The following is a 17,046-nucleotide window of genomic DNA, read 5'->3' as shown; positions in this document are numbered from 1 at the left end:
GTAATGAGCTTGGTTAGAGTGTGTTCGTACCCCACGAATTTACTATGAGCTTAAATAAGGGTAAAAAGCCCAATAAGCCAAAAGGAGCGAACTATGTCTCAAGCTGTTTTCCACTTAGGTGTTACTGAAGCAGATCTTAACGGTGCTACTCTTGCGATCATCCCTGGTGATCCTGCTCGTGTGCAAAAAATTGCAGAAGAGATGGAGAACCCAGTATTCCTTGCTAGTCACCGTGAATACACGCTTTACCGCGCAGAGCTAGACGGCAAACCAGTTGTTGTATGTTCAACAGGTATTGGTGGTCCATCGACTTCTATCGCAGTTGAAGAGCTTGCTCAACTTGGTGTTCGCACTTTCCTACGTGTTGGTACGACTGGTGCTATCCAACCTCACGTAAACGTGGGTGACATGATTGTTTCTACAGGTTCTGTTCGTCTAGACGGCGCTAGCCTACACTTTGCTCCTATGGAGTTCCCAGCAGTGGCTGACTTTGAAGTTGCAACAGCAATGAAAGCGGCAGTTGATGAATCAGGTGCAACAGTTCACATGGGCGTAACGGCATCAAGCGATACGTTCTACCCAGGTCAAGAGCGTTACGACACGTTCTCTGGTCGCGTTGTTAAGCGCTTCCAAGGCTCTATGCAAGAATGGCAAGACATGGGCGTTCTAAACTTCGAGATGGAATCTGCAACACTGCTAACTATGTGTGCAAGTTCTGGTCTGAAAGCAGGTTGTGTTGCTGGTGTAATCATCAACCGTACTCAAAAAGAGACGCCTGATCACGACACTCTAAAAGTAACAGAAGCACGTTCAATCAAAGTGGTTGTAGAAGCCGCTCGTAAAATGCTTTAAGTCTTAAAGTGCTCTGAGTTTTAGAGAGCATTAAGTCTTCAAGTGACATTAAATTTTGAAAATGGCCGCATCGTATGATGCGGCCATTTTTTGTGCCGTCTGAAAGTAATCAATAGAGAAAACAGACAACAAAAAAGGCGAGTGATTTAATCGTCATTCGCCTTTTTAACAATCTGCTTAAGAGCATTGAGCTCTCATGAGCTTATTGGTTTTTAGCACTCTAGATCTTCACTGCCACCCGCAGCTGTAAACCATGCCGTTAGGTGTGTTTTAAGATCTTTCAATTCGTCAGGGCCAATCAATGCAAGGCCAAGATCTTCAGCTCGTGTGATGTCGTTATGGCGAAGAGGGCGGAAGCTCACTAACATTGCACGTGCTTGTAGGCCACCTAGCAGGTCTCTAAGCGATTCCAGTTTGTACAAGGTGTCATCACCATCATCACGCATGCCTTTGGTCTTACATTCGATGATGTGCAGCTTATTGTTCACCACAGAGGCAACATCAAGCTCGTTACGAACCTCACGTTCACCCAGTTGACGGTATACCTGAACATTCAAAGAACGGTCTTGAATGGTCGGCATGTCATCTTGGATCTGCTTAACTGTGCTGTGAACCAATGTTTCAAGCCATTCACCGTTTGAGAAGCGGCGCGCGTCTTCGTTGGCAAAGGTCAAAATACCATTGTCGTAAGTCGCAATTTTAGCTTCAACCAAATCGCTCAACAGCATGTTGAGCTCGCGATAGCCTTGTTGCTTCTCAGATAGGCCTACATCAAGTTTTTGTTCTTTACGGCAGGTCGTTGCTAGGTAGTTCAATGTCGCAAGGCCAGGGCCTAGTTCGAGTGCGTTACTTGCCCAACGTTCACCCAGTTCATAAAGTTTCTGATCCAGTTGCGGAGACAGCTGAACATCGCTGAATTCACCGCGAGCACCGAACACAGTTAGGTAGTCGTCGATAGTGATGCGGTCTTGAACTTGTGCGTCTTCTTTACCATTAGGGTACAACCAGCAAAGCTTGTCGCTATTTGGTTCAACCACGAAGATTGGCCAGTGGTAAGTACGGAATACTTCGTACACAGAAAGTAGGCGGTGACGGAGGCCACAACTTGCGTTGAGCTTCACTTCTTGACCGCGTGCTTTGAGGTCTTCGGCAAGGGTTTGGATAGATTCTTTAATGACAGATGTATTTACGATGGTCGGAATTTCGAAAAACTCACTCGTAATGTCGCGCTTGTGCAAAACGCTGTCTAAACGTTTGTACATACTGATTTGATTTTTGTCACCGATAAACACGATGTGAGTGCTGACCGTTCGGTTATCAAGTAATGGGGTGAGCAAGCGAATGGGGTCTTGATCGATAATGCCAACATGAACAGCCATATAAATTCCTTAATAGCGGCTCGCTCATAAAGGTGAAAGAAAAAACGGGAAGCAGCAAGCCTTAATAATCATATAATGACAAAGCTCATAAAAAACAAGGGCAACCCTTGATAAAAGTTGCCCTAGCTCAATTAGTCACCACTATTGGGTAAGAAGTCTCAACAATCTCACTAAATATCTATCGATTCTTCATTTATCTATAGTTTGAATTGATGTACTAAATCACCTTGCTGATTCGCCAAAATTGTTAGGTTTTGGCTTGCCTCCGCAATTGAAGACATCGCTTGGTAACTCTTATCTGCGATGTGGTTGATGTCTTCGATGTTGCGTGCAATATCACCAGACGTTTCACTCTGCTCAGCGGCTGCTTGAGAGATGTGTGTACTCATGTGGCTGATCTCTAGAATCAAGGCTTGGATCTCTTCCATCGCACTGTTTGCACTTGAAGCTTGTTGAACCGACATGTCCATATCGCTCATACAGCTTTCAATTACGTTACTTGCAGTTTTCGAGCTTGATTGCAGATTGCTGATCATAGTCTCGATTTCAGAGGTTGATTGAGTGGTCTTCTGTGCTAGCACTCGTACTTCATCGGCAACGACTGCAAAACCACGACCTTGTTCACCTGCACGCGCTGCTTCGATTGCCGCATTAAGTGCAAGTAGGTTGGTCTGTTCAGCAATACCACGAATAACGTCAAGGATTGAACCAATCTGGCTACTCATCTGTTGTAGCTCGCCTACAGCGCCCACTGATTCAGTAAGGCGAACTTCAAGCTGATTAATGGTGCTGATGTTGGTGTTCATGATCTGACGACCAGACTCAGAAGCCGATTCTACTTGTTGAACCATGGTGAGTGAGCTTTGCGCGCTGTTCGCCACTTCTTGTACAGAATGAGACATCTCTGTCATTGCGGTCGCAACAGTCGCGGTTTGCTCACGTTGGCTGTTCAATTGAGCCTGCGTTTCAGATGACGTCTTCTGGTTGACGCTTGCAGTCTTAGTTAAGTCATCTGAAGCATCATTCAACTTCACAAGGATATTGTGCAGGTTGTCAGCCAAGGTGTTGATGTGACGGCTCACGCGGCTGAATTCGTTGTCGTAGCGAATATCGATACGCTGAGTCATATCACCTTCAGTTAGACCTTCTAATGTACCGAGGATGCGAGTTAATGGCTCTCGTACGCTGTGTGCAATGTGGTAACCAATCGCAGCAGCGAACACAGTCACAACAATGCCAATGGCAATCGCGTTGAATAGGCCTTTGTCGTAGATGCTGCTTGCGTCAGCGAGTGATGAGTTAAGTTGCTCTTCAGCGGTCACGTTGAATGAGTCCAAAACAGCCATCGCTTGGTCAACTTCTAGAGCTAGGTTAGCGATGTTCACGTACAACGCTTGTTTGGCTTGTAGGTAGTTGTTGTGTTTGTCTAGTACGCCACCTTTCTGACCAACGTCTTTGGTGAACTTCTGAACCGACTCATCGAAGACATTTTTAAGTGCTGGTAGTTGTGTTGATAGACCTCGATAAGCGTAGTTAAGATGAGTAACGGCCTTTTTGTTTTGGTTAAGGGCTTTTTGAACGAAGGCAACATCAGAGCTAGCAAGTGCATCAGAGGTAATAACTTCTGCGTCTTGCAGTTTGATGAAGTAGCTCTTTGCCATCACTTTTACAGAGATGCTTTTTTGGTCGGCAACGTACTCTTTCATACCAACGGTTAATTCTGAATGTAAGCGTTGGAAGTCACGAGACGCTTTTTGTACTTGTTCTTGTGCTTCGAACATCGCGACGTAGTTGTTCATCGCTTCGTCAGCTTCGGCGAAGTAGCGTTCTTCCATTGCTCTTAATTGCGCGATACGTTCAACAAGTGAAGCATTGTTTTGGCTTGCCGCTTCTAAACTACCGAGAACTTCTGAAAACGAGTTTTGTGATGCAGCAAATTCTGTACGCATTGCAGACATGCGTTCAGCGTTTTGTGTGGTTAAGAAATCTTTGAATGACTTATCAGCAGAAAGCAATTGAACACTCGTTTGATTTGAAAGCGCGACAAGTGGTAATGAGGTTTCTGAGACACTCTCAAAATTGCTGTGTATCTGATTCATGCTGTTCATCATGATGGTTATCGTGACTGCGAACATGATGATGATCAGTGCGAAACCAGCGTACATACGCTTGATCACAGATCCCTTCATGGCTTTCTCCCTAAATAAAAATGCAGACCTAATGTCAGGTCAAAGTAAAACTAACAAAATTATCAGCATTCTATTGAGCTCGGCTTACGCATTTTATGACGCACACGTCAAAAATAGCGCTCAGTTATAACCAACATGCCATTCTTGAGAGCTAGGGCTCGTTTTCTTTGATTTGAACGGTGTTTTTTATTATGCTTTAAAGCAGATTTATTGTGGTTTGATGCGGCATAGCGCATACTCAAAGCATTAAAAAATAAATGTTTTATCGGAGAGAAACATGGCTGAAGAAACCATTTTTACTAAGATCATCAACAAAGAAATCCCAGCAGATCTACTTTACCAAGACGATTTAGTAACCGCATTTCGCGATATTAACCCTCGCGCGCCAAGCCATATCCTAATCATCCCAAACAAGCTGATTCCGACAACTAACGATGTTGAAGTCCAAGATGAAGCGATGATGGGGCGCATGTTTACTGTTGCTCGCAAGTTAGCAAAAGAAGAGGGCATTGCAGAAGATGGCTATCGTCTTATCGTGAACTGTAACTCTCACGGTGGCCAAGAGGTTTATCATATTCACATGCACTTGGTTGGCGGCCGTCCACTTGGCCCCCTATTAATGAGCTAATAAAAAGTTAATGAGCTAATGAAAAGCTAACGAGTTAATGAAAGCTAATGAGCTAGTTTAAACGCGCTCATTAGTGGGTTAACACAAGTAGTTAGTTGGAAAATTTGTAGTTTGTATGCCAACTTTAAGTTCTATCTGTTGTCTGAACGTCGGCATCGCCTAGGCAGAGGCTAAATCAGTAGGGTTTCAACTGGCTTGAGATCCTTTTTACAACGCGTTTCGTTTTGATAATGAGACCATTAAAGGTCAGCAGACCCTAATAAAGTTGGCATTTTAAACATGCACGGAGACGATAAGTGAAGCAACAGTTTAGATTCGCTTCCATTGCCCTGTTATCGGCGTTGACCGTAGGTTGTGCGAGTATGTCTGCAGGAAGCCTGTTCAGTCATTACAGCGCACAAAACAAAGCGATCTACCAAGCCGTTAAATCTGGAGATTATTCAGAGGCTCAGCAAGAGCTACCAGATTACGCGGCAGGCGACATCCTTGATAACTTTGAAAGAGGTAGAATTAATCTGCTGGATCAAAAATACCCTGAGAGTAAGGCTTCGTTTGAAGTGGCTGATCAGGCGGTTACTGAGCAGCAACGCAAAGCCGTGATCTCAATCTCAGACAGTGCAACCAGTGTGGGTGCGTTGGCTGTGAATGACAATATTACCGAGTATGTGCCAGCCGATTACGAGTTGGGCTTTCTTCATCTGTATCTCGGTTTAAATTACCTCAAGAAAAACGATTTAGAAGGTGCGGTGATCGAAATGCGTCGCGCCAACCAAGTTCAAGAACAAGCGAAGAAGCAACGCGAGGCTGAGTTAGACAAAGCAGCCAGCGATGCGAAGAAGCAAGGCTTGTCTGCCAATGTGGGTAGCATCCTTGCCAATTACCCTGATGCGGGTAAGAAACTGCAGTCAGTACAGAATGCGTATCTGATGTTCTTGTCTGGTCTGCTTTATGAAGCGTCAAATGATTTAAACAGCGCCTACGTTGACTATCGTCGTGCTTTGGCTGTGATGCCAGATAACCAAGAAATCATCGATAGAACCATGGCAACAGCCGCTCGTTTAGGGATGCGACAAGATTTAGCAACATTAGAAAAACGCCATAAGCAATCTTCTAAACTTAGTGCAGGTGAAGGGCGAGTGATTGTTCTTCAAGAGCAGAGCGCTGTGCAAGCTATGGACAGTTGGCGACTGGATTTGCCTGTTTATGACAGTCGCGATCAGGGGGCAATATACTCTCTTGCGCTGCCATATTACCCAAGTCAAAACGTAGAGCGTTTTTCTGCCTTGCGAATCAGCGGACAGCCGCTACAAGAACATTTGATCACTGATGTAAACGCGATGGCGCAGAACGATCTATCGGAACGTATGACAAGCATTGTTATTCGCCAAGCGCTACGTGTAGTCGCGAAAGATCGCATTCGAAAAGAAGCAACCAAAGGCGATGATGTCGGTAATATTCTGTTCAACGTGTGGAACACACTGACAGAGCAACCAGACACTCGCAGTTGGCAATCATTACCTGCAGAGATTAAGAGCAGTACGTTTGTAGCAAATAGCGGTCAATATACGTTGGAAGCGGGCGCTAAAACGTACGACTTTGATATTCGAGAAGGGCAGACCACCTTGGTGTGGATTTCTCGACAAGGAAACAATGCAACAATGTGGCATAAACAGCTAGGGAGGCTGTAATGAAAAAGTGGTTAGTGAGCTTAGCAGCGGTTATGGCTCTGGCTGGTTGTGCTGATAATACAGCTGGCGTAAGGGTCGATAGTCTGACTCAGAACGTTTTCTTTGGTGACAAGGTATTGGGCAGCCGTTTACAGGTTGAAGATATTCGCACCGATCTGGTCGACGGTCATACGCGAGGAATCGTTCGTTTAAACAGTAACTATAAAGGCGATCAACATATTCTTTATCGTTTTTACTGGTACGACGATGCCGGGCTTGAGGTCAACCTTAAACAAGGTCCTTGGAAGCAAGCGATTGTTCGTGGTTTTGAAAGTATTTCGTTGTCGGAAGTGTCGGTAAACCCGAAAGCGACTCAGTTCAGAGTCCAGTTCCGAGAGCAGTAAGTTAGATTAAACGGGTCTCATGATTCGTAAATACAAGAATTTAAGAGTGTGGGTAACCCCGCTCAGTGATAAGTTGAGGAAACAAAATGAAAAAGAGTGTCATTGCGCTACTAGGTTTAGCGGTTATTTTAGGCGGTTGTTCAAACAAGGTAAGCTACGGTGATGCACAAGCAGTAGAAACCACGACAATCGATTTCGGTTCAACTGACCTTCAAACGATTGCGGGTGAAATGGTCGATAGCATGATGGCGTCTGGTTCTGTGTCTTACATTACTCGTGAACAGCGTCCAATCGTGTTTGTAGAGCGAATCAAGAACAAAACAAGTGAGCACATCGATACTGAGTCAATCACTGACACTATCAGTACTAAGATGCTGAACTCTGGTAAGTTCCGTTTCGTTGATATGGACCGTGTAGAGTCTGTTCGTGACCAACTGAACTTCCAAAACAACGATGAGCTTGTAAACCAAAGTTCAGCGATTCAATTCGGTAAAATGGTTGGTGCTCAGTACATGCTGTACGGCAACCTATCAAGCATCGTTAAGAAAGCGGGTAGCGATGAAGACGTATACTATAAAATGACGATGCGTCTAATGGATCTTGAGTCTGGCTTGATTGAATGGGCTGACGAGACTGAAATCCGTAAGCAACAATCTAAGAGCCTACTAGGCCTTTAATTTCGCTTACTTGCCAACTATGCGCAGCCGGATTTGACAATGTCTAGTATTGGCAGCGCTTAATCTTGACAGCGTATAGCTTGGTCACACGCCAATGCAGTGCATGATGTGCTGTTTATGAAGAGACACTGGCTTTTGGTCAGTGTCTTTTTTGTAGGGAATGAAGACGTTTATAGGGCAGTTAAGACGTTTATAGGGAGTAAATATGGCAATTTTTTCTTGGTCTGAGGCTAAGCTTCTTGATACCAGTTTGAGTTCGCTTGACGGTTACTTTTCTGAGCCTCCAGTTAGAGCACAGACATTAACAGGCGGTTTGACCAATCGATGTTGGAAGTTGGTCGATGCCGATGGTACTGCGTATGTTTGGCGGCCAACCACACCTATCACCAAAGCGTTCTTCATTTCTCGCCATGAAGAGTACCAAGTGCTGTCTGCCATTGAGCGACTCGGTATCGGGCCAAGCCCAATGGTAGTGAATGAGCAGGGGTTACTGGTTGAGTGGATTGCGGGTGAGACACTTTACGAAGATCTAGAACTCGATGACCTGTTGAAAACGCTGACCTCTGTTCATCTGGTTAATACTGCGCGATTACCACTGCAACCATTCAGTTTCACGGCGCGAGTCGACCATTACTGGCTGCAGCTTGATGCGATTCATAAGACCGAAGCCTGCACTAAGATTTATCAAGAGTGGCGCGTGGCTCCGAGTATTACCAATGTTGACCTGTCTTTGTGCCATTTTGACTTAGGTGGTTATAACCTAGTGAGAAACAGTGACTGCATTAAGATTATTGATTGGGAATACGCTGCGCTCGCAGACCCTAGGCTCGATTTGACATTAACCATTGCGGTTGCTGGCGCGCCAGTCACAGAAGCGGTTGAGAAGTACTGTCAGCTGCGAGGAATCCATGATGTTCAGCCTTGGCTTGATGGTGTAGAAGCATGGTTACCAAGAAGCCAGATGATGGCGATGCTATGGTATTTACTTGCTCATCAGCTTTGGGGCGATGAAAGTTATCTGCGTGAAGCGGAGGCTCTGAGTCACACTTTATGTAGCTAGGATCACGTTTAGGAAGTGAAAAATATAATTTCTCAGCTGTTACCTTTAAAACCTTGTTTTTCGTGTTAGATTGATCAAAACGTACCAATATTCAACGGGGGAGGTACAATGATTATCTATCTACATGGCTTCGACTCAACAAGCCCGGGCAATCACGAAAAAATACTGCAGTTGCAATTCATTGATGATGACGTTCGTTTCATCAACTACAGTACTTTGCATCCAAAACACGATATGCAGCATCTGCTAAAAGAAGTGCATAAGGTGATAGAGCAATCCGATGATCCGCATCCCATTATTTGTGGTGTAGGTTTAGGTGGTTTTTGGTCTGAGCGTATTGGTTTCTTATGTGGGATTAAGCAGGTGGTGTTCAACCCTAATCTGCACCCTGAGAACAACATGGTAGGTCGAATTGACCGTCCAGAAGAGTACGAAGACATCGCAACTAAATGTGTTGCTCAGTACCGTATGAAAAACAAAGGACGCTGTTTAGTGGTGCTTTCTCGTGAAGATGAAATTCACGACAATACCAAAACAGCTGCCGCGCTAGAAGATTACTATGATGTAATCTGGGATGAGAAAGAGAGTCATAAATTCAAAAAGATCTCTCAACATCTTCAAGCAATGAAAGCGTTCAAAAACGCTTAATCAATCCAGATGTTTTATAAAAGCAGTGCTCAATGAGTGCTGCTTTTTCACATCTGAATCTTAGAGACTGGTATTGATAAAGTAGTTGTATATGTTTTATCGGTCGGTTTGTGCATTTATAGATCAGTTTGCGCAAACGTTAACTAATTAGTCGCGAATCCTCATTGAGGGTAAGGATTTTTTTGTTGCGGTCATCTTTTTGCTATATATAATGTTCCCAAGCAAAATATTTTGACAAATATCAAAAAAAATTGAGAGCGAGTGAAAAAACTTGCCCATAATTTGTGTTCTGCCTCTCAGGTAGTCACCTTTTATATCCACGTGAGCAAAGCAACAAACCATTATTTGTTGTTTGTAACCCCTCTAACTACTCGGTGAGCTGTCGTTATTCTTTTTCGCGGTAACCCAATTTGTAACAGCCTTCGCATTCAAGGCCGAGTAGATACATAGAATTTATCGGTTGGAGTAATCGAGCCGAACCCCATTTATTCATTTTGTAGAGGATTGTCATTGTGACAAAAATTATCGTAGTAGGCGGCGGTGCTGGTGGTTTAGAACTAGCAACTAAGCTAGGCCGCACTTTAGGTCGTAAGAAACGTGCCCAGATTACTCTGGTAGACCGTAAAGCAAGCCACCTATGGAAACCATTACTTCATGAAGTAGCAACGGGCTCACTGGATGAAGGTGTTGATGCATTAAGCTACCGTGCGCACGCAAAAAACCATTACTTCGATTTCCAAATGGGCAGCCTGAACGACATCGATCGTGAGCGTAAAGTGATTGCACTAAGCGAGCTTACAGACGAGCACGGTGAACTGCTGATGCCAAGCCGTGAACTTGAATACGATATTCTAGTGATGTCGCTAGGCTCAACGTCAAACGACTTCAACACTCCAGGCGTTCGTGACAACTGTATTTTCCTTGATAGCCCAGAGCAAGCACACCGTTTCCGTACAGAAATGAACAATCAGTTCTTAAAGCTTCACGCTAAGAACGGTCAAGGCACGGTAGACATCGCGATTGTTGGTGCTGGTGCAACTGGTGTAGAGCTTTCTGCAGAGCTACACAACGCCGTTAAAGAACTTCGTACTTACGGCTTCGGCGACCTAGATTCAAGCAAGCTGAACGTAAACCTAGTTGAAGCGGGTGAGCGTATTCTTCCAGCTCTACCTCCTCGTATTTCAAGTGCAGCACACTCTGAGCTAACCAAGCTTGGTGTGAACGTTCGTACGAATACGATGGTGACTCAGGCGGATTCTGACGGCCTAACAACCAAAGATGGTGACAAGATCCCAGCTCAAATCATGGTATGGGCAGCAGGTATCAAAGCACCAGATTTCATGAAAGATATCGGTGGTCTTGAAACCAACCGTATCAACCAGTTGGTTGTGAAGAACACGCTGCAAACAACACTGGATGACAACATCTTTGCAATCGGTGACTTGGCGCAATGTACACAAGCAGACGGTTCATTCGTTCCGCCACGTGCACAAGCGGCTCACCAAATGGCAAGCTGTGCATTCAGCAACATCATTGCTAAGTTGAACGGTCGTGACCTGAAAGACTACATCTACAAAGACAAAGGCTCGCTAGTTTCACTTAGCCGTTTCTCTACGGTAGGTAGTTTGATGGGTAACCTGACGAAAGGCTCGATGATGGTCGAAGGTCGTATTGCTCGTGTGGTTTACATCTCTTTGTACCGCATGCACCAGATGGCGCTTCACGGCTTAATCAAAACATCACTGATGATGCTGGTTGGTCGTATTAACCGTGTACTTCGTCCAAACCTAAAGCTTCACTAATCAGGTAAGCCTTCTCAGAGCATTACGCTGATAATAAAAAAGAGCTCTTCGGAGCTCTTTTTTGATCGTGTTGATTATGGATTATCGCAGGTGTTGAACTCATTTCTGCTGTTAAGACGTTGGAGGTAGCACAGAATAAACCACGCCATCTTTCGGCTTACCGTTAAACAGAAATCGATTCTGGGCAATGGTTTCTCGCTCAGCGCCACACTTCTCGATCAACTTTTGGCTGGGTAGGTTCTCGGTATCGCAGACAATCTCCAAACGCGTTAACTTGAGTTGCGCGAAACAAAATTCAAATAGGGCGAACATCGCTTCTTTGGCGATCCCTCTCCTTTGAAAGTCATCACCGACCCAATAACCTAAACTCGCCATATTAAAGGTGTGGTAAAGCTCATTAATGGCAACCATACCGACTAACTTATCGCTTTTTCGTTCAAAGATGCCAAAGCCAAACGCATCGGCTTTCACCCAGCTCAGGCGAGTTGCCAGAATAAATTTCTCGGCCTCGACGATAGAAAACTCGCTATGACACCAGTCGACCCATGGCAACAAGCTAGGGGAGGACTTAACCAGCTGAGAAAATTCTTGAGCATCTGAGGCCTCAATGATTTTAAGGCTAAGATTTTGTGTATTGATCTGAAATTCAGGGCTCATAGGACGTACCAAGTAACGTGTAAGTACTGAACAAAGAGAGTCAGTACAGAATAAAGATAGATAGCACTTAATAAAACGCCCTCACTAGGAGGGCGGATTGAATTATTTATATAATTATAGCCGAATCGGCAAGTAACCTTACTGCGCTACACGTCTAACTTGAATCACCATTCCAAGAAGTGGGTGGTCAAGGTAATGAGTTTCTGTACTGCGCATACGACGTTTTTGGTCCATGCGGTAGCTCTTAAGGAACTCTTGGACTTCAACCGTCGGAGAAATTTCAGTTAGATTGCCCACCTGGACGTTGCTTTCTGCGCCACTTACTGGTGAATCTAGCTCAATTTGTTGCTCTTGTAGAGTCACTTCACGAACGCTTGGCGCTTTTAAATCTAATGTCGTTTCAGCGTATAGGTAGTGCTGAACGTAGATTTGCAGCTTGCCGTCTAATTCGTAGAGTGGCTTATCAATGGTTTCTTCTTGGAACCCATCAGCGCTGCCTGCAGTGATTGCGCCTTTTTCAGAGCCATCAGCATTAAACTGTTTAGAGAAATCTTTACCTGCTTGAATATGGAAAACAGGTGCCGAGCTCTTACCTTGGTCGCCTTGACGCCAAGCGGTATGCATCAGAACTTCAAAGCCAGCGTGTTTACTTAGCTTGTCTTTCTGAGGCGTTAACTTGTATTCCGAGTAAGGTAGCATTTGAACGCCTTTCTTTGCTCGGTATTGGGTATCTTGAAATGAACCAACGCGTTCAAGTGAAATCTTAGGCTGTGTATTTGGCCAAGATTCGTTCACCTTCTCTGCATCAACAGCGCGCTTAAAAATGATCACTTCTATATCAAATTGTCTCTGCGCCAAACTTGGCAGTGAGACGAACAATAGTAGCAGTGGGATCAGTCTTTTCATTTTTACTCCGTCTTCCAGCCGAACTACCGGCTGGATAATTTATATGTGCAAGTGGATTGGGTCTTATGCTGAAGGCAGCAAGTTTTGTCTGAATTCGCCCAATAAATCACTAACAAATTGAATTCGTTTCCGTCTGTCGACCAATGGTATCGTAAACTTGAACTTTGTTGGTCCTTCCATTGAAAACTTTTGCGGTTGAGATTGCAACAGTTTAACAAGGTAGGTCGGGTTTATGTCAGCATCCGGGTAGAATTCTAAGAATCCACCCTTATCGTGGGCTTCAATTTTCTTCGCTTTGATAGACGCTGCGGCTAATTTTAGCTCAGAAACTGATAACAAGTTCTTGGTTGCATCAGGCAGAAGGCCGAAGCGATCAATCAGCTCGACTTTCAACTCTGCCAATTCGTCGGAGTCACTCACACTCGCAATACGCTTATAGGTAGACAAACGTGTATTGATGTCTGGGATGTAGTCATCTGGTAATAGTGCTGGCAAACGCATCTCAATTTCAGTTTGTTCACGCAGTAGGTCATCAAGCGATGGCTCTCGACCTTCCTTCAATGCTTCAACCGCTTGTTCAAGCATCTCCATGTACAAGGTGAAACCAACTGACTGGATTTGACCACTCTGTTCATCACCTAACAGCTCACCCGCACCACGAATCTCTAAATCGTGAGTTGCTAAGGTAAAGCCTGCGCCCAAGTCTTCGAGCGAAGCAATCGCATCCAATCGCTTGATCGCATCTTTGGTCATTGCTTTAGGGTGTGGCGTTAACAAGTAAGCATAAGCTTGGTGGTGCGAACGACCTACACGACCACGTAATTGGTGCAGCTGTGCTAAACCAAGGTTATCGGCTCTGTCCATCAAGATGGTATTTGCCGTTGGTACGTCGATACCGGTTTCAATGATGGTTGTACACACCAGTAAGTTGAAGCGCTGGTGGTAGAAGTCATTCATGATGCGTTCCAGTTCGCGCTCTCGCATCTGGCCATGAGCTACAGTCACGCGCGCCTCTGGAATCAGCTTTTGCAATGACTCTGCTGTTTTCTCAATCGTGTCGACTTGGTTGTGTAGGAAGTAAACCTGGCCACCACGCATGATTTCACGCAGCACCGCTTCTCTGACGATGGCATCATCACTCTCGCGAACGAAGGTTTTAATTGCCAAGCGTCGTGCGGGTGGTGTAGCGATGATCGAAAGGTCACGCATGCCACTCATTGCCATGTTCAGCGTTCGCGGGATCGGTGTCGCAGTAAGCGTTAGAATATCGACATCCGCACGCATCGCTTTCACTTTCTCTTTCTGACGTACACCAAATCTGTGTTCTTCATCGACAACCAGCAGGCCTAGGTCTTTAAACTTAATATCGCTCGAAAGCAGCTTGTGAGTCCCGACTAGGATATCCACTTTACCGTCGGCGACATCTTGCATGATTAGTTTTTGCTCTTTAGCTGATTTGAATCGGGATAGAACCTCAACACGAATCGGCAAGTTGGCGAAACGGTCACGGAAGTTTTCGAAGTGTTGCTGAGCAAGTAGAGTAGTAGGAACTAAAACCGCTACTTGTTTGCTGTTGTCGGTACAAACGAATGCTGCACGCATCGCGACTTCGGTTTTACCAAAGCCAACATCACCACACACCAAACGGTCCATGGCTTTGGCTTGGCACATATCAGACATAACAGCATTGATGGCCATCGCTTGGTCATCGGTTTCTTCAAACGGGAAGCCAGATTTGAAAGTCGCGTATTGGCCGCGGTCGAGTACAAACTTGTAGCCAGGTTTTAGCTCACGCTTAGCGTAAACATCAAGTAGCTCTGCTGCAACATCACGGACTTTCTCCGCGGCGCGTTTACGCGCTTTTTGCCACGCTTCGCCACCGAGTTTATGTAGCGGTGCAGAATCTTCAGCGCCACCCGAGTAACGCCCGATTAAGTTCAAAGAAGCAACGGGCACGTACAGCTTGGCATCGTTTTGGTACTCAAGTGTCACGTATTCGGTTTTCATGCCACCGGCTTCGAGTGTCTGCAAGCCGATGTAGCGACCAATACCGTGGTCAATGTGCACTACAGGTTGACCTGGTTTAAGTTCGGCTAAGTGACGAATGACAGTGTCGCTGTTAACACTTTTTTTGTCTTTCTTACGGCGCTGAACAACGCGATCACCCAACAGGTCGCTTTCACAGATAAGGGCGATGTTTTGCTCTTCATGGATAAAACCGTGTTCAGCAGAGCCAAGGATGAGGCTGAACTTGTCTTTGCCTTTAATTGAGGCATCGAGGTTTTCAACTTCGCTTGGTCGTACTTTAATACCACGAAGCAGTTCACTCAGCGCTTCACGACGACCTTCAGACTCAACCGAAAATACTACTTTGCCGTCGAAGGCTTCTGTGAACTTTCTTAGGTTAGCTAAAGGTTCTTTATTTTGATGCTGAACGCTGAGGTCAGGTAATGACACGACAGGCAAGTTGGTGCGGCCTGCTTTCTCTTCAATCGAATCTAGACTCAGGTTAACTTGTGGCTTCTGTTTGAAGTGAGCGAACAGCTCGTCTTTCTTAAGCCACAGTTGTTCAGGCGTGAGAAGTGGCCGTAATGGGTCAACACCGCGCTGTTCGTATCGATGAGCAACGTCCGTTAGGAATGAGTCTACTGCAGTCTCGACATCACCTAGAATCAGCAGTTGCGCTTCATCGGCAACGTAATCAAACAAGGTTTCTGTGTGATCGAAGAACAGCGGTTGCCAGTACTCGATACCAGCAGGCCAAGTACCCTTAGAAACCTGCATATAAACCGATTCTGGTTCGCGGCGCGCATCAAACTGTTGGCGCCAACGAATACGGAAATCTTCAATCGCTGTTTCCGAGGTCGGGAATTCGTGAGCAGGCAGCAGGCGGATCTCAGAGATGTCTTCGATAGAACGCTGGTTTTCAGGATCGAAAGTACGAATAGTGTCGATTTCGTCATCGAAAAAATCGATTCGATACGGGTCTTTACTGCCCATTGGGAACAGATCGAGAATAGAGCCACGGCTTGCGTATTCACCGGGGCCAAACACTTGGTCAACGTAACGATAGCCTGACTTTTCAAGCTGTAGACGCAGTTTCTCTAAAGAGTAGAGATCGCCCATTTTCACCATTAACGTGTGTTGTAGCAAAAAGTCACGCGGTGACTGGCGTTGCAATAACGTGCTGATCGGAACGATCGTGATGCCATCTTTTAGTGTTGGCAGTGCGTAAAGGCGTGCGATACGATCTGAGATGATCTCTTGGTGCGGCGAGAAGCTATCGTATGGCAGCGTTTCCCAGTCAGGGAATAATGCGACTTCATGTGCCGTAAACTGTTCAATTTCAGATTGAAGCTTAAGCGCCACTTGTGGGTCGGGTACAGCCAAGACGGTATGGCTGTTGTGTTGCTCTGCGAGTTTGGCAATGGCAAGAGCGAGAGACGAACCGACTAGGTTACCGATGTGCTTTTTGTCACCGGCACCTTTAAGTTTAGGTAGTGTAAATATGGATTTTTTGGTCATGTTAATTTACTTGTTATCTCGGTCTAGAGAGCGTTGACGCAAGAGTTTCTGTTGTTGATAAAGTGCCGCTTTAATTAGCAGGTCTTGGTCGGTATCGCGAAGATGAGCGTATTTAAATTTGATTTCGAAACCTGAGTCTTTCGCCTCGCTAGCAAATACTGCTGCGTAGCAATAAATGGCTGCAGCTGGGTGCTCTAGAAAAAGTTTGGCTTTTACTAAGCGACCCGGTTCGATGTCTGCTTTTGAAAAGCAGGAAAACTGACTCGCACCAAATGAATAGGTGTGAGTGCGAAATTTCTCATCATCTTGCTGCGATAACATAAAGCTCAACAAGAGGTTTAATTTTGAGTTTTGTGCATCCAATAAACTGGTGACATTCTTCAAGTCGCTGTTTTTCAGTTCCGCTCGAGCGCTGTCAGCTAACAGATCCAATTGGCTAAATTCACTTGCCACCACAAATGGTGCTGGGATCTCAGATTCGAATTGAATTTGAGAAGGTAAAGTGAAGCCGCTGTCCATTGGTTCAATATTAGCGATAAGGCTATGGTGAACGGTGAAAAACTCTTGTTCTGTCATGCGTTAGTTCCTTGAAGTGATCTATTGATTATCGCTATGTGGCCGCAGTAATCAAGGTCAGTTAATTGAAAGTCTC

The 17,046-nt window shown here is 45.3% G+C and carries 14 protein-coding genes; 8 read left to right on the top strand and 6 right to left on the bottom strand.

Annotated features, from left to right (window positions below; genetic code table 11):
- The first annotated feature begins 93 nt into the window (after window positions 1-93).
- Window positions 94-852 (top strand): uridine phosphorylase, encoded by a 759-nt coding sequence (gene udp / locus AB4507_RS17075; RefSeq protein WP_017065292.1) that lies wholly within the window; start codon window positions 94-96, stop codon window positions 850-852.
- A gap of 212 nt (window positions 853-1,064) precedes the next feature.
- Here udp and AB4507_RS17070 read toward each other — a convergent pair whose 3' ends face one another.
- Complete coding sequence (locus tag AB4507_RS17070; protein WP_136979427.1) at window positions 1,065-2,231, bottom strand: DUF1887 family protein; 1,167 nt, start codon at window positions 2,229-2,231, stop codon at window positions 1,065-1,067.
- A 197-nt stretch (window positions 2,232-2,428) separates the two neighbouring features.
- Window positions 2,429-4,420 carry a methyl-accepting chemotaxis protein gene (locus AB4507_RS17065; protein ID WP_017068093.1) on the bottom strand — a complete coding sequence of 664 codons (1,992 nt, stop codon included), beginning with the start codon at window positions 4,418-4,420 and terminating at the stop codon, window positions 2,429-2,431.
- Window positions 4,421-4,697: 277 nt separating this feature from the next.
- Between AB4507_RS17065 and hinT the strand changes: the two genes are divergently transcribed.
- The 7 genes from hinT (at window position 4,698) to AB4507_RS17030 (ending at window position 11,306) form a co-directional block, all read left to right on the top strand.
- Complete coding sequence (hinT, locus tag AB4507_RS17060; protein ID WP_017060220.1) at window positions 4,698-5,048, top strand: purine nucleoside phosphoramidase; 351 nt, start codon at window positions 4,698-4,700, stop codon at window positions 5,046-5,048.
- Between the two features lie 296 nt (window positions 5,049-5,344).
- The gene (locus AB4507_RS17055) at window positions 5,345-6,736 is read left to right on the top strand and encodes a COG3014 family protein (protein ID WP_372183006.1); all 1,392 of its coding nucleotides are present in this window, start codon (window positions 5,345-5,347) and stop codon (window positions 6,734-6,736) included.
- Window positions 6,736-7,119, top strand: a complete 384-nt coding sequence (locus tag AB4507_RS17050; protein ID WP_017060222.1) for a YcfL family protein — start codon at window positions 6,736-6,738, stop codon at window positions 7,117-7,119. Before AB4507_RS17055 ends, AB4507_RS17050 begins: the two co-directional genes overlap by 1 nt.
- Before the next feature lie 86 nt (window positions 7,120-7,205).
- Complete coding sequence (gene lpoB / locus AB4507_RS17045; RefSeq protein WP_017060223.1) at window positions 7,206-7,796, top strand: penicillin-binding protein activator LpoB; 591 nt, start codon at window positions 7,206-7,208, stop codon at window positions 7,794-7,796.
- A 205-nt stretch (window positions 7,797-8,001) separates the two neighbouring features.
- Complete coding sequence (locus AB4507_RS17040) at window positions 8,002-8,856, top strand: phosphotransferase (protein ID WP_372083358.1); 855 nt, start codon at window positions 8,002-8,004, stop codon at window positions 8,854-8,856.
- Between the two features lie 108 nt (window positions 8,857-8,964).
- A complete protein-coding gene (gene ycfP, locus AB4507_RS17035) occupies window positions 8,965-9,504 on the top strand; it encodes an alpha/beta hydrolase YcfP (RefSeq protein WP_009847155.1) in 540 nt (179 codons plus the stop codon).
- 512 nt (window positions 9,505-10,016) lie between these two features.
- On the top strand, window positions 10,017-11,306 hold the full coding sequence (locus tag AB4507_RS17030; RefSeq protein ID WP_372183005.1) for an NAD(P)/FAD-dependent oxidoreductase: 1,290 nt from the start codon (window positions 10,017-10,019) through the stop codon (window positions 11,304-11,306).
- 111 nt (window positions 11,307-11,417) lie between these two features.
- On the opposite strand, the gene AB4507_RS17025 is transcribed toward AB4507_RS17030, so the two are convergent.
- The 4 genes from AB4507_RS17025 to AB4507_RS17010 all read right to left on the bottom strand — a co-directional run bounded on the left by AB4507_RS17025 (window position 11,418) and on the right by AB4507_RS17010 (window position 16,970).
- The gene (locus AB4507_RS17025) at window positions 11,418-11,963 is read right to left on the bottom strand and encodes a GNAT family N-acetyltransferase (RefSeq protein WP_372183004.1); all 546 of its coding nucleotides are present in this window, start codon (window positions 11,961-11,963) and stop codon (window positions 11,418-11,420) included.
- Between the two features lie 138 nt (window positions 11,964-12,101).
- A complete protein-coding gene (locus tag AB4507_RS17020; protein ID WP_017068090.1) occupies window positions 12,102-12,869 on the bottom strand; it encodes a peptidoglycan binding protein CsiV in 768 nt (255 codons plus the stop codon).
- Window positions 12,870-12,932: 63 nt separating this feature from the next.
- Window positions 12,933-16,394, bottom strand: coding sequence for a transcription-repair coupling factor (mfd, locus tag AB4507_RS17015; protein ID WP_372183003.1), 3,462 nt, complete (start codon window positions 16,392-16,394; stop codon window positions 12,933-12,935).
- 6 nt (window positions 16,395-16,400) lie between these two features.
- Window positions 16,401-16,970 carry a PilZ domain-containing protein gene (locus AB4507_RS17010; protein WP_372183002.1) on the bottom strand — a complete coding sequence of 190 codons (570 nt, stop codon included), beginning with the start codon at window positions 16,968-16,970 and terminating at the stop codon, window positions 16,401-16,403.
- Window positions 16,971-17,046: the final 76 nt, after the last annotated feature.

The organism is Vibrio sp. 10N.222.54.A3 (assembly GCF_041474095.1).
GTDB classification, from domain to species: Bacteria; Pseudomonadota; Gammaproteobacteria; order Enterobacterales; family Vibrionaceae; genus Vibrio; species Vibrio crassostreae_C.
The sequence above is the reverse complement of the archived record's forward strand: the minus strand, read 5'-3'. Positions and strand labels throughout refer to the sequence as shown.

Excerpts from the sequence above, each read along its gene's own strand:
- udp (WP_017065292.1), top strand. The coding sequence starts at position 94 with ATGTCTCAAGCTGTTTTCCACTTAGGTGTTACTGAAGCAGATCTTAAC.
- AB4507_RS17070 (WP_136979427.1), bottom strand. The coding sequence starts at position 2,231 with ATGGCTGTTCATGTTGGCATTATCGATCAAGACCCCATTCGCTTGCTC.
- AB4507_RS17065 (WP_017068093.1), bottom strand. The coding sequence starts at position 4,420 with ATGAAGGGATCTGTGATCAAGCGTATGTACGCTGGTTTCGCACTGATC.
- hinT (WP_017060220.1), top strand. The coding sequence starts at position 4,698 with ATGGCTGAAGAAACCATTTTTACTAAGATCATCAACAAAGAAATCCCA.
- AB4507_RS17050 (WP_017060222.1), top strand. The coding sequence starts at position 6,736 with ATGAAAAAGTGGTTAGTGAGCTTAGCAGCGGTTATGGCTCTGGCTGGT.
- lpoB (WP_017060223.1), top strand. The coding sequence starts at position 7,206 with ATGAAAAAGAGTGTCATTGCGCTACTAGGTTTAGCGGTTATTTTAGGC.
- AB4507_RS17040 (WP_372083358.1), top strand. The coding sequence starts at position 8,002 with ATGGCAATTTTTTCTTGGTCTGAGGCTAAGCTTCTTGATACCAGTTTG.
- ycfP (WP_009847155.1), top strand. The coding sequence starts at position 8,965 with ATGATTATCTATCTACATGGCTTCGACTCAACAAGCCCGGGCAATCAC.
- AB4507_RS17025 (WP_372183004.1), bottom strand. The coding sequence starts at position 11,963 with ATGAGCCCTGAATTTCAGATCAATACACAAAATCTTAGCCTTAAAATC.
- AB4507_RS17020 (WP_017068090.1), bottom strand. The coding sequence starts at position 12,869 with ATGAAAAGACTGATCCCACTGCTACTATTGTTCGTCTCACTGCCAAGT.
- mfd (WP_372183003.1), bottom strand. The coding sequence starts at position 16,394 with ATGACCAAAAAATCCATATTTACACTACCTAAACTTAAAGGTGCCGGT.
- AB4507_RS17010 (WP_372183002.1), bottom strand. The coding sequence starts at position 16,970 with ATGACAGAACAAGAGTTTTTCACCGTTCACCATAGCCTTATCGCTAAT.